This is a genomic window from Paenibacillus sp. FSL E2-8871 (genome assembly GCF_038000345.1).
Taxonomy (GTDB): domain Bacteria; phylum Bacillota; class Bacilli; order Paenibacillales; family Paenibacillaceae; genus Paenibacillus_AQ.
Map to the genome: position 1 here is coordinate 2,007,026 of NZ_JBBOBV010000001.1, position 11,901 is coordinate 2,018,926.

The following is an 11,901-nucleotide window of genomic DNA, read 5'->3' on the forward strand; positions in this document are numbered from 1 at the left end:
TCTATATTAAATTACCTTATAAATAGCTCCTGGTAATTGTGCTACCGCTTTTTTTATGATTAAAGATAACAGAACTGAATGCAAATGTCCAAAATCCCATCCTGTCCTCACAAGCAGATCGTCCAAAATAAAGGGGCCTTGATGCAGTATATGGTATAGGTGTAACTCCTCATTTGTCAATTTCTTTTCAATTAACAAATCGTCAGCTACCTGTTTAGAGGGACCGCTTTCACCCGTTTTTGAGAGGTTTGTCGGGAGAAAAGAAGTGTATTCTTCTAAAATATCTAGTGCACCGGTTACCAGCTTTGCCCCCTGTTTAATCAGATCAAGAGCACCTCTACTTTTTGGAGACGTAATAGGTCCAGGGACAGCAAAAACATCCCGTCCTGCCTCCAAGGCAGCATCTGCAGTAATGAGTGATCCACTTCTACTATCCGCCTCTACGACCACTGTCCCGTATGTGAGGCCAGCAATAATTCGATTGCGCTGCGGAAATAACCCTGGATGACTTTTGGTTCCAAGGGGATACTCTGTTAGCACTAACCCATCACGGGAGATCAATCGTTCAAGCTCCTTATTCTCAGGCGGGTAGACCCGATCAAGTCCTGTAGCCACTACCGCTATTGTGCCCCCACCGCTTCTTAGCGCAGCTTCATGACAAACGCTATCAATCCCCCTAGCTAATCCGCTAACCACTGTTAGACCTGCTTCACTAAGCTCTTTTGTGAGAATCTCCCCTACCTTTCGTCCATAAGCTGTTGGCACACGAGTACCGACCATCGCTACACTGGGTGTCGATAACAGATCCAAACGCCCACGATAATAAAGAATCCATGGTGGCTGAGCCGTCTCCTTCAATAAATGGGGATAGTCTGCATCAAAAATCGTAACCATGCTCACAGCACTTTCTTCCATTAGTAAGCGGCGGTTTGCTATCCACTCCAACGTATATATTGAAGCAAGTTGAATCGACACTTTCTCGCTCAATCCAACCTGTTCCCAGTCTTCTGAGCTACAAGAAAATGCTTTTTCTGACAAAAGCCCAGCTCTGCGAATTTTGTCGATAGTTTTCCAGCCAATGCCTTCCACTTCATTAAAGCCGAATAGTAGTTCCCGTTCTTCCATATCATTTTTCGCCCCTTAACATGGAAGGCCTAGCCTTCCCTATTTTGTGTTACACCTCTTGAAAACGAAAGTATTTCCTTAAATTCAATTAATTTCTATTTAAAATAAAAAAAGCAACCTTTCATCCCTAAATAGGAACAAAAGGTTGCTTACCTCTTTAATTAATTATACACGAAATAACCTCACTACGTGGAGTGATTTCTCTGTCTTAACTACACTAATTAGTGCGATGTAAAAGCATTGAGAATACCGCGCTCTTCAAGCACACTTACGAGTGTCGAACCCATTTCAGCAGGTGTAGGGGCTACCTTTATTCCGCAAGCTTCCAGTACGGCAATTTTTTCGCTAGCTGTACCTTTCCCTCCAGAAATGATAGCACCAGCATGCCCCATACGCTTGCCTGGAGGTGCAGTTGCTCCTCCAATGAAGCCTACAACTGGCTTGGTCATGTGTTCACGAATCCACTCTGCTGCTTCTTCCTCTGCAGTTCCACCGATCTCTCCGATCATAATAACTGCCTTCGTACCCGGATCTTCATTAAACAGCTTCAAAATATCAATAAACTCAGAGCCTTTAACCGGGTCTCCGCCAATACCTACAGCCGAAGATTGCCCAATTCCACGCGTGGTCAGCTGATGAACCGCCTCATAGGTTAGCGTTCCGCTACGCGAGACCACTCCTACATAACCAGGCATATGAATATAGCCAGGCATGATTCCAATCTTACACTCTCCAGGAGTAATAACACCCGGACAGTTTGGACCGATCAACACTGTAGAACGACCTTCCATATAACGTGAGACTTTTACCATATCAAGCACAGGAATACCTTCGGTAATACAGATAACCAAATCCAGCTCTGCATCTACAGCCTCCATGATGGAGTCTGCTGCGAATGCTGGCGGTACATAAATCACACTAGCAGTTGCACCAGTAGCTGCCTTAGCAGTTGCGACTGTATCAAATACCGGAAGACTAACTTCACTGCCATTTTCAAGGGTGATATTAACTGTCGTTCCACCTTTACCCGGCGTTACTCCTCCAACCATCTGAGTTCCATAATCAAGCGCACCCTTAGTATGGAACAAGCCAGTTGCTCCCGTAATACCTTGCGTGATAACTTTCGTATTTTTATCTACAAGAATGCTCATGCCTTAAGTCACATCCCTACTTATATTGTCAAATACGATAACTGGCTTCAACTTCCGAGCCATTATTGCACAAGAGATACAATCTTACGGGCACCGTCCGCCATAGAATCAGCAGCTACAATGTTAAGTCCCGATCCTGCCAAGATTTGCTTACCCAATCCAACATTTGTTCCTTCAAGACGTACAACAAGCGGTTTAGTCAATCCCAATTGACTTGCCGCTTCAACAACACCGTTAGCAATAACGTCACAGCGCATAATACCGCCGAAAATATTAACGAAAATTCCATTTACCTTTTCATCCGATAGAATGATTTTAAAGGCTTCTGTAACTTTCTCGGTAGTTGCACCGCCCCCTACATCAAGGAAGTTGGCGGGTTCGCCTCCGTAATATTTAATTATATCCATCGTTGCCATCGCTAGGCCTGCACCGTTCACCATACAACCAATATTGCCATCAAGTGCAATATAGCTCAGGTCATACTTAGAGGCTTCGATTTCTTTCAAATCTTCTTCATCTAGATCCCGAAGCTCTTGAATATCTTTGTGGCGGAACAAGGCATTGGGGTCAAAATTCAATTTAGCATCTAGAGCCATCACATTCCCATCCGCAGTAACTACCAATGGGTTAATTTCGGCAATAGAGCAATCTTTATCCACAAAAGCTAGATATAGCGCTTGCATGAATTTAACAGTCTTGCCTACCAGTTCATTAGGAATAGAGATGCTGTAAGCTAATTTACGAGCTTGGAAAGTCTGCAAACCCACTGCCGGATCAATGATTTCTTTGAAAATCTTCTCCGGATGTGTAGCTGCAACCTCTTCAATCTCTGTGCCACCTTCTTCAGATGCCATCATAACCACTCGGCCAGTTCCTCTATCAACAACGATACCGATGTAATACTCTTTAACAATTTGACAGCCCTCTTCAATGAGCAGCCGTTTTACTACCTTACCCTCCGGACCAGTCTGGTGAGTAACTAAAGTCTTACCGAGAATTTCGGTTGCGTAAGTACGCACTTCATCGATATTCTTAGCAACCTTTACACCTCCAGCTTTACCTCGTCCACCTGCATGAATCTGAGCTTTAACTACAACAACCGGTGTACTCAGTGACTCTGCGGCTTCTACCGCTTCCTCCACTGTATAAGCTACTTTTCCATTCGGTACGGCCACACCGTACTTCTTAAGCACTTCTTTTCCCTGATACTCGTGGATATTCATAGCGGTAGCCTCCTAAAGTAGCGTGGTGACTTAACAGGCAGCCTGTTGTCATCTCGCCTTCCGTTTTGATTGCCGCGGGGTTAGGGATAGGCTGATGCTAAACATGCAGCACTATTCCGGAACCAACAGAAACTGCTCTACCACTCGTAAAAGAATGGCCTTATTTCTGTGAGAGACATTGAGTAAATCTATAAGACTAAGCTTATACTTACCTATATGCCATATAAAGGAACCCAGAATAGTGTAACATGTTTTTAAAACGCTTTCCTTAAATATATTCATGATTTGTACACATTTTTTCGCTTGATTTCATGCCGGAATGCGAACGATCGCACAGACTCCTGATTATACTTACTTTTTACTATCTTGAGTGTTCGCCTCATGAACACGATTTAACAAGCTTTTGAACTGCTCAAGCAGCTCTACAGTCTCATCGCCGGACATAGTCGTTTCTTCCATCATTTTCCTGGGAATACAAGCCGCGTTGCTTTGAAGTGCCCAGCCCTGTTCCGTTAGTGAAATCAGAACTTTTCGCTCATCTTGTGTCGAACGTTCACGCACGATCAACCCTGCAGCTTGTAGGCGTTTTAAAAGAGGTGTCAGCGTACCCGAATCCAAAAATAGCGCCTCACCAATTTCTTTAACCGTACATTGCTGCCGTTCCCATAACACAAGCATTACCAGATATTGCGAGTATGTTAAACCGATCTTATCCAAATAAGGTTGATACAGCTTTGTGATCTCACGAGAGCAAGCATAAATCGTAAAACAGAGTTGATTCTCAATCAGCAGCTCAGGTGTAGTCGTCATCTTTTGCATATCTTCTTCATTCATTTTCATATCTTAATCACCTGCCTTATACCCTTATTTTATCATAATTCACTCATAACATCATGTTAATAGGAAAAAATAATTTGACATTATAGTTAATTGTGATAAATTAGATTGTACACAAACTAATTAGGAATTGGAGAGATACACAATGATGACGATCCAGCAAAAAATGTATGAAACCACTGTTAAAGCCGTAGGAGGAAGAAACGGTTTTATCGAATCAGAAAGCCCTAAGCTCAATCTTACAATCAGCACACCACGCGAAATGGGAGGTGCCGGTGGCGAAGGTACAAATCCTGAACAATTATTTGCAGCTGGTTATTCCGCTTGTTTCGATAGTGCACTGAACATGGTTGCCCGACTCGGAAAAGTGAAAATTGAAGGTAGCGAAGTAACGGCTACAGTCAGCTTTGGTAAAGTTGAAGATGGAGGTTTTGGCATAGCGGTTAAGCTTGATGTGCTAGTTAAAGGCGTTGACAGAGAAACCGCAACCTCTTTAGTAGAGGCTGCTCATGGCGCTTGTCCATACTCCCGCGCAACCCGCGGCAATATCGCTGTAGAATTGAATGTGCTGTAAAGGAACTATAGAGAATTATTTTCTCACACGAAGCCCTAACGGATACAGATGATTTTAAATTCAATACTTGTCCACTTTTGGAATATTAATGGGCCCCATCGACGCTATTGATAAAAAAAACTATATTTGGGCCGTTTTTAAAAAAATAGTGTCTCTGGAGTCCGAAAGCACGCTCCAAAAGCTAAAAATATCCATATAACGTCTTTCGTGTCCATAAGATTCCAGAGACGTTAACAATTTTGCGGAGTGAAATCAATAACCCAAAAACAGAGCAGCAATTCGCCAATAACGGGAATCGCTGCTCTATTTAATTTATTCTTCTGTCATCGCCTGCCGGTCTAAATTACGGTACTGCACAGCCTCCGCAAGATGCGCGGAAGTAATATCCGGTGCGCCTTCCAGATCAGCAATTGTACGGGATAGCTTAATAATTCGATCATGCGCTCGCATGCTTAAACCTAAATTTTCCAGAATATCATACAGCAATTGGGCACCTTCACGACTAAGACTTGCATATCTCCGAAGGGAAGCGCCGGAAAGTTCACTATTCCAAGAAATAGGCAAGCGCTTAAACCGTTTAGCTTGTATCGTCTGTGCCGCCATAACCTCTGCATACATCTCAGCCGAAGATAGAACATGCCCCTGACGATCCCATTCCTTCGGGCGAGGAACATCCACCTGTAAATCAATACGATCCAATAAGGGTCCTGATATCTTTGCGCGATATTGAGCAATCCTAGCGGGGCTGCATGTACAATGTTGTTGAGGAAGATTACTCCCAAAATAACCGCAGCTACAGGGATTCATCGATGCGGCCAGCATGAATTTTGCAGGATAGGTAAAAGAAGCTCGAGCACGACTTATGGTAACAACCCCGTCTTCGAGCGGCTGGCGTAACACTTCAAGTACATTCCGAGAGAATTCCGGCAACTCATCTAAAAAGAGAATCCCTCGATGCGCAAGACTAACTTCTCCCGGCTTTGGAATGCCTCCACCCCCAATAAGGCCTGCGGACGATATGGTATGATGCGGAGAGCGAATAGGACGACTACGCAGTAAGCCGTTGTGGGCATCTTTTAAAGTTCCTGCTGCGCTAAATATTTTGGTTACCTCTAGTGCCTCACTCTCAGACAATTTCGGAAGGATGCTTGGAAGGCGTTTAATCAGCATCGTCTTCCCTGTACCGGGTGGACCGATGAGCAATATATTATGCATACCCGCTGCCGCAATGGTTAGGGCTCTTTTTACATGTTGTTGCCCTAGCACATCACTGTAATCATCCATCATCTCGTTCATTCCAAATGAGGAGTCCTCAGAAGTACCGTAAACTGGGGTATATTTAAGATGTTTCAAAGAAAGGACAAGAACCGGAGGTCGGTCATTAGCATCTATCCCCTTGGTCACAGTTACAGGAAAAGGAAGAGATGATAAAGAAGGCATATCTTCGGAAACTCCCCCATTCCTTTGGTTCTGTTCGTCTTCACCTTTTGCTGAATTGGACAGTGATTCTTCCGGGTTCGGTAATGCGCACAAATGATCGATTGCGTATATATTTATACCACTGATCAAAGCTGCCTCAGCAGCATTCCCTTCAGGAAGCAGTACAGCCTTAAATCCATTTTTGCGCGCAGCTTCCACCATTGGTAGAACACCTGATACTGGACGCAGACTACCGTCAAGCGCAAGCTCTCCAATAAAAAGCACCTCATTGGCTGAGGGCATTATCAGTTGACCACTAGTTATCAGTATCCCCAGGGCAATCGCAAGGTCAAAAGCAGAGCCTTCTTTGCGTAAGTCGGCTGGTGCAAGATTTATCGTAATGCGCTGCTGGGGATACCGATAACCACAGTTCTTAATAGCGGCTCTTACTCGTTCTACTGCCTCACGAATCGCAGAATCAGGCAGACCAATGATATTCGTCTGTGGCAATCCATTCGCAAGATCAATTTCTACACCTATCATTACCCCTTCAATTCCATACAGACATGCACTATGCATTTTTCCATACATAAAAACACCTCATCTCCTGAAATACACCCCTGTTTGGGTGTCACATCTTCAAGAAAAAAGGTGCTTCCTTATTTTCCGGTAATAAATTTGCTATTATATCTCATTATATATAGGGAATCTTTGCGTAATCAAGAATTATTAATAAACATCATATTGCATAAATACGCATAAATAATCACATAGACCCACATTAACCTTCTTCGCTCACTATGACAGAGTCCCTAATCTGTTCAAAAGTCAACGGTTTATAGTTCCAATGCTCTACACAAATGTTAAAATAATTCTTCCCTTCATATTTTTGGCCGTGAATATGACCATGCACATTTACGTAAGGCATATGTTTATTCATATACATAGGCTCATGAGAGAGAAAAAAGAAATCCTTATAAATCAGCGGATATTCACTAACCTCGTCAAAGCCTGCTTCAAGCCACCAATCCCGACCGCGTCCCCGATCATGATTGCCGAGAATTAGAATCTTATAGCCATGTAACCTCTCCACAATAGCACGTGTCGCTTCCTTATTAAGAAACGAAAAGTCTCCCAAATGAAACACTTTATCATCCGGATTTACTACCGAATTCCAACTCTCAATCATGGCTTCATTCATTTGCCCCACATCTATAAAGGGTCTGGATTCAAAATCAATAATCAACTTATGTCCAAAATGATGGTCGGATGTAAAAAAAACGTTAGCCATGTTCACCCTTCTTTCTTTTTTGATCATAGTTTGTATGATTATCTCCAGTCACGCCGCTTATGTGATCGTTTTTTATTATCGCTCTGGATCAGTTCAGCTAGAGGGGGAGTCTCTTCATTCTCAATGAGCCAGCCACGCATCTCTTTAATCGCTTCCACCTGTCCATTTCCTTTATCACGCCATGTAAGAAGCTCTATGACTTTTATAACAAGCGCTAAGAGACTGCTATTGCTGTTTTGTGATTTATCAGCACGGATTTTTTGAAATAGCGCCTCATTTTTCCAATCGATTAATATTTCCTCAGCTATAGTGGGCCGCATAACCGTGAAGTTCTTATTGCAATTTGCACAACAGACAACGGATACTGGCTCTGCGGTAAATTTCACTTCAATCTTCTGCTGGCAATATTGGCAAGCAAAACTAACCTGCATTTCAAAAGGTTTATTCTTCACTTAAACAGCCCTCCTCATGATGACATTAAAAAGTTACTCTAATGTTTACCCATTTCTTTTGAGAAATGACCCACTGTGCGGAGGCTATGTAAAGACTTTTTTCATAAGAATGCTAGTGCCCATAATGAATGGCGTGAGAATATGGGGTGCAGCTTAAAAAGCCTCACGTATATGCCCCAAAGAAGCGATGCTTAAATCTTCATTCAGTAAAATGCTAATGACGTCAAAAGTTACTCTTCGATCATCATAACCTTTCATATGCAAATAAACCTGTGCTGTATTTCGCACTTGATGTATTTTTCGAGTATTCACTGATTCCTCCGGAGTCCCTTGATATAGCTCTCCACTACGACTGCGAACTTCAACAATAATAATACAGCCTTCGTTCTCCGCAATAATATCAAGTTCTCCGGTTCGACAACGCCAATTTCGTTCTAAGATCTTGTACCCACAAGTAGATAAGTACTGCACAGCCCCGTCTTCAGCAGCGGCTCCCTTCTGTTTGCGGTTGTAGCGTTCTCTTGTGTATGGCTCTTTCATTCCGGTCTCCGTTCACCGGCGGAACGGTCGCTCTGATACACAAAGCTGAGGATTTCAGCCACTAGCTGATAAAGTTCAGATGGAATCTGTTGATCTAGATCGAGCTTTGAAAGAACTTCTACGAGAGCTGCGTCCTCTTGGACAGCAACCCCACTCTCTTTAGCTTTTTGCAGAATCAGATCCGCTATCGCCCCTTGTCCTTTGGCAACAACGACAGGTGCCTCGCTTTGTCCTGGGCTATATTTGAGAGCGACCGCTTTTTTGAGCCCTTGTGAAATTGGAGGTACAGGCTCATTCTCGTTCATATACGGTAATCCACTCCTTTATAAGCATCAGGAACATAATCAACAAGCTTACTATGGGGATTGGCAAGTTCTGTAGATAGCTTTAGTTCTGGTAAAGGTTCAGTTCTTAATCCCGACAACTGATAACCAATAGATTCTACTGCCGTTTTAATGTCATCACGCCGCTGTTCCAGCAGCTCAAGCACCCAAGGATGATCATTATGCAGCTTAAGACTAACGATTCGATCAACAACCTGCACATCAACCAGTGTCTGGCCGAGCTGCTTCATATCCAAATCAAACCAGAGCCTGCAATTGGCAGCATCTAATTCACCCTTGCGTCCCCGGCGCGACTGAATATGAACGGAAGCTGTCTCCTGCCCATCTGGACCCTGCAGCGGCAAGAACAAAGTTACTTGCGCGAAAGGAGCCGTTCGATCTGTATTGAGCAGCAGCTGTTGTCCTGTCAGCTGCTGCACTAGTCCGCTCGCGGCTTCTTTTACCGCGGGCGGCACCTCGCTGCTGCTCATGATCTGCAGCAGCACGCCCTTTAAGGTGTCGGTGGCTTGTTCGCCTCCGACACCCGCACTGCCAAGCGCGGCCGTACCTAACGCCGCACGGGCCGTCTCAGCGGCGGCTACTGCGACGCCGCGTACCGCCTGCTGCTCGTGCTCCGCACCGAGCAGCTTCAGCACCCGCCCCACCCACGACTCCGCGTCCGCGGGTGGGGCGGTGTCCGGCTGCACCGGCGAAGCCGTCGCAGCCGGGGCCTCCCCGCGCGGCGCAGCAGCCGCGGGGGCAGGGCTTGCTCCCGCCGCGTCAGCGGGCGGGACCATGGCGAGCTGCGGCAAGCTGCCGCGCAGCTCGGTGAGCACGCCCTGCAGCTTCGCAAGCAGGGCGGTACCACTTGCTGCGTGGGGCGCCGCACCAGCAGCAGTTCCTTCGGCGCTCACACTCGCGCCACCCGGCATAGCCCCGCTCTTATCCATCGAGGCAGCCTGACTCTTATCTGCCTGTATAGCACTATCCAATGCCCCATCCTTATTCAAATTCAAGGCATTACCTTGAATCTCAACTTCACTGGAACGGATAGGATTATTCACCGCACTATCAGCTTGAGCGCTTAAAGCACTATTTAGAGCGCCGGATATCATGGCAGGTGTTGATTTACCAGCCATAGGCTCTGTAACAATACCACCCTTGGGGATCTGAGCTCCTTCACCTGTCTCATCAACTACAACTGGCTTGCCAGTTCCAATCCCCGTTTCATTATCAGAAGCTATATTAAGAGTCACCTTGACTGGCGCACCTTGTTCAACCGGTTTCAGAGAACCTTCAGCTGCTCCTTCCGAAAGAGCGGTATTTCCGTTTGCGATAGTGCCTTCAGCAGTTTTAGTTGTAGCTTCTCCATTTCCTTTAGCTGCCAATTGTACAGAGTCAGCTTCTGTAGCGTCACCCTCTACAACACCCATGTTATTTCCACTTCCAGCACCTGCAGTTACCGAAGGTTCGAGTTTTCCAGTAATTGTACCCATTCCAGCTTTAGATTCTGTGGTTATTGTTTCTTCATTAGCAATTTGTCCTGCCCATATTGTAATCTGATCTTCCAGTGCTGATAAAAGCTGATGCAGCTGCGGGCCAAATACAGCCTGCTGCAATCCTTTCACACTCTCAGCTGTAACGGGTAGTCCCCGCTTTACAGAAATGACAGCTGCGTCAAGCCACTCTGAAGCAGGCACACCAGCTGGTTTTGCACTCATTACCGCATCCAGCAAAGCCGCTGTCTCTTTTGTAAGTGGAACGCCTCCTGCTTGCATCGCTAGTACAATTTCTCGACCTGCTTTGGAATCAGCTAATCCGAGCGACTCCAAGGCCTCACCCATGCTTTGGGGAGTGACTAACGCCGTTTCACCGAGGGAGACCGGCTTCAATACGGGTAATCCACCTTCTCCGGGTGATCCAACCTGTAAATTCAAGGTTTCTCCAGGCAGTAATGGTGTTTCTAATTCTGCACGAACAGGTGTACCTTGGATTTGCACAACCGCTTCTTTGCCCGAATCCGATACAGAGAGAACAACACCACGAACAACTTGCCCTTCTTTTAACTCTAAAGACTTCGCTGCACCCGGTTTTTGTTCTCCAAGCAATCCACGGATCAATGTTCCGATATTCATACGGTTTCTCCTCCCTCCATTTTCTCTCTTCTTACTATATCGGTATTCATCCTACTTTTTTAAGCATTGCTTCTAGAATAACGTTTGCTGCTCCGCGAGAATCCGCCCAATAAAACTGCGCCGATGCATAGGTGTTGGACCTAGAGCCGTAATTTGTTCCCGGTGAAGCTTGGTCGCGTAACCTTTATGTATCGCAATCCCATAATCAGGGTATAATTCCTCCCACAGACCTTCACACAACCTGTCTCGTGTCACTTTAGCGATAATCGAAGCTGCTGCAATGGACTGACTATTAGCATCTCCTTTAATAATTGCCTGTTGTGGCAATGGGAGGTCTACCTTTTCAGCATCGATCAGCATATAGTCAGGAGTGTGCTCTAGACTCTCTACCGCCTTTTTCATGGCCAGGCGTGAAGCTTGCTTAATATTGATCTCATCAATGACAGTAGAGTCTACATACCCTACCCCCACGGCCAGTGCTTGATCCATTATAATCTCGTATAAAGCATCTCTCTTTTTAGCTGTAAGTTTTTTGGAATCATTTACTCCATCAATAATAAGCCCCTCTGGCAAAATCACCGCTGCTGCGACGACGTCCCCAAACAAGCAACCTCTTCCTACTTCATCTACGCCTGCTATTCGGCGATAAGACTGTTCCCAGCCTTCTTTTTCATAGGCCAACATATCTAACGAACTCACTAATTTGTCACCGCCAATTATGAATTATTCTATGATTCATATAAGTCAGCTTATCATAGTAAAGCTTACATGGTCATCTTAAAAAAGACGTACCAATTTAATCCATTCCCATAAAATATCCCCACAAAGTGG

12 protein-coding genes are annotated in these 11,901 nt (G+C 45.1%); 1 reads left to right on the top strand and 11 read right to left on the bottom strand.

Going from position 1 to position 11,901, the window contains the following annotated elements:
* Positions 1-6 precede the first annotated feature (6 nt).
* The 4 genes from dprA to NYE25_RS09270 all read right to left on the bottom strand — a co-directional run bounded on the left by dprA (position 7) and on the right by NYE25_RS09270 (position 4,339).
* Positions 7-1,125, bottom strand: coding sequence for a DNA-processing protein DprA (gene dprA, locus NYE25_RS09255; protein WP_149646146.1), 1,119 nt, complete (start codon positions 1,123-1,125; stop codon positions 7-9).
* Between the two features lie 221 nt (positions 1,126-1,346).
* Entirely contained in the window at positions 1,347-2,276 is a 930-nt protein-coding gene (gene sucD / locus NYE25_RS09260) for a succinate--CoA ligase subunit alpha (protein ID WP_341145748.1), read from the bottom strand.
* A 62-nt stretch (positions 2,277-2,338) separates the two neighbouring features.
* Entirely contained in the window at positions 2,339-3,499 is a 1,161-nt protein-coding gene (gene sucC, locus NYE25_RS09265) for an ADP-forming succinate--CoA ligase subunit beta (RefSeq protein ID WP_042128955.1), read from the bottom strand.
* A gap of 351 nt (positions 3,500-3,850) precedes the next feature.
* On the bottom strand, positions 3,851-4,339 hold the full coding sequence (locus tag NYE25_RS09270; RefSeq protein WP_341145749.1) for a MarR family winged helix-turn-helix transcriptional regulator: 489 nt from the start codon (positions 4,337-4,339) through the stop codon (positions 3,851-3,853).
* A 142-nt stretch (positions 4,340-4,481) separates the two neighbouring features.
* On the opposite strand from NYE25_RS09270, the gene NYE25_RS09275 reads away from it, so the two are divergent.
* Positions 4,482-4,910, top strand: a complete 429-nt coding sequence (locus tag NYE25_RS09275) for an organic hydroperoxide resistance protein (protein WP_042189459.1) — start codon at positions 4,482-4,484, stop codon at positions 4,908-4,910.
* 312 nt (positions 4,911-5,222) lie between these two features.
* Here NYE25_RS09275 and NYE25_RS09280 read toward each other — a convergent pair whose 3' ends face one another.
* The 7 genes from NYE25_RS09280 to NYE25_RS09310 form a co-directional block, all read right to left on the bottom strand.
* Positions 5,223-6,920: a YifB family Mg chelatase-like AAA ATPase gene (locus NYE25_RS09280; protein WP_341145750.1), complete on the bottom strand. Its 1,698-nt coding sequence runs from the start codon at positions 6,918-6,920 to the stop codon at positions 5,223-5,225.
* Between the two features lie 190 nt (positions 6,921-7,110).
* Positions 7,111-7,620, bottom strand: a complete 510-nt coding sequence (locus NYE25_RS09285) for a phosphoesterase (RefSeq protein WP_076285407.1) — start codon at positions 7,618-7,620, stop codon at positions 7,111-7,113.
* A gap of 38 nt (positions 7,621-7,658) precedes the next feature.
* The gene (locus NYE25_RS09290) at positions 7,659-8,072 is read right to left on the bottom strand and encodes a hypothetical protein (RefSeq protein WP_139328534.1); all 414 of its coding nucleotides are present in this window, start codon (positions 8,070-8,072) and stop codon (positions 7,659-7,661) included.
* A 153-nt stretch (positions 8,073-8,225) separates the two neighbouring features.
* A complete protein-coding gene (locus NYE25_RS09295; RefSeq protein WP_042189462.1) occupies positions 8,226-8,612 on the bottom strand; it encodes a YraN family protein in 387 nt (128 codons plus the stop codon).
* On the bottom strand, positions 8,609-8,917 hold the full coding sequence (locus NYE25_RS09300) for an EscU/YscU/HrcU family type III secretion system export apparatus switch protein (RefSeq protein ID WP_042128964.1): 309 nt from the start codon (positions 8,915-8,917) through the stop codon (positions 8,609-8,611). Before NYE25_RS09300 ends, NYE25_RS09295 begins: the two co-directional genes overlap by 4 nt.
* A complete protein-coding gene (locus NYE25_RS09305) occupies positions 8,914-11,070 on the bottom strand; it encodes a DNA ligase (RefSeq protein ID WP_341145751.1) in 2,157 nt (718 codons plus the stop codon). The genes NYE25_RS09300 and NYE25_RS09305 overlap by 4 nt, the downstream gene beginning before the upstream one ends.
* A 72-nt stretch (positions 11,071-11,142) precedes the next feature.
* Positions 11,143-11,754, bottom strand: coding sequence for a ribonuclease HII (locus NYE25_RS09310; protein WP_341126742.1), 612 nt, complete (start codon positions 11,752-11,754; stop codon positions 11,143-11,145).
* Between the last annotated feature and the right edge of the window lie 147 nt (positions 11,755-11,901).

What these genes read in the sequence shown, in the direction of transcription:
- dprA (WP_149646146.1), bottom strand. Translation starts at nt 1,125, where the DNA reads ATGGAAGAACGGGAACTACTATTCGGCTTTAATGAAGTGGAAGGCATT.
- sucD (WP_341145748.1), bottom strand. Translation starts at nt 2,276, where the DNA reads ATGAGCATTCTTGTAGATAAAAATACGAAAGTTATCACGCAAGGTATT.
- sucC (WP_042128955.1), bottom strand. Translation starts at nt 3,499, where the DNA reads ATGAATATCCACGAGTATCAGGGAAAAGAAGTGCTTAAGAAGTACGGT.
- NYE25_RS09270 (WP_341145749.1), bottom strand. Translation starts at nt 4,339, where the DNA reads ATGAAAATGAATGAAGAAGATATGCAAAAGATGACGACTACACCTGAG.
- NYE25_RS09275 (WP_042189459.1), top strand. Translation starts at nt 4,482, where the DNA reads ATGATGACGATCCAGCAAAAAATGTATGAAACCACTGTTAAAGCCGTA.
- NYE25_RS09280 (WP_341145750.1), bottom strand. Translation starts at nt 6,920, where the DNA reads ATGTATGGAAAAATGCATAGTGCATGTCTGTATGGAATTGAAGGGGTA.
- NYE25_RS09285 (WP_076285407.1), bottom strand. Translation starts at nt 7,620, where the DNA reads ATGGCTAACGTTTTTTTTACATCCGACCATCATTTTGGACATAAGTTG.
- NYE25_RS09295 (WP_042189462.1), bottom strand. Translation starts at nt 8,612, where the DNA reads ATGAAAGAGCCATACACAAGAGAACGCTACAACCGCAAACAGAAGGGA.
- NYE25_RS09300 (WP_042128964.1), bottom strand. Translation starts at nt 8,917, where the DNA reads ATGAACGAGAATGAGCCTGTACCTCCAATTTCACAAGGGCTCAAAAAA.
- NYE25_RS09305 (WP_341145751.1), bottom strand. Translation starts at nt 11,070, where the DNA reads ATGAATATCGGAACATTGATCCGTGGATTGCTTGGAGAACAAAAACCG.
- NYE25_RS09310 (WP_341126742.1), bottom strand. Translation starts at nt 11,754, where the DNA reads ATGTTGGCCTATGAAAAAGAAGGCTGGGAACAGTCTTATCGCCGAATA.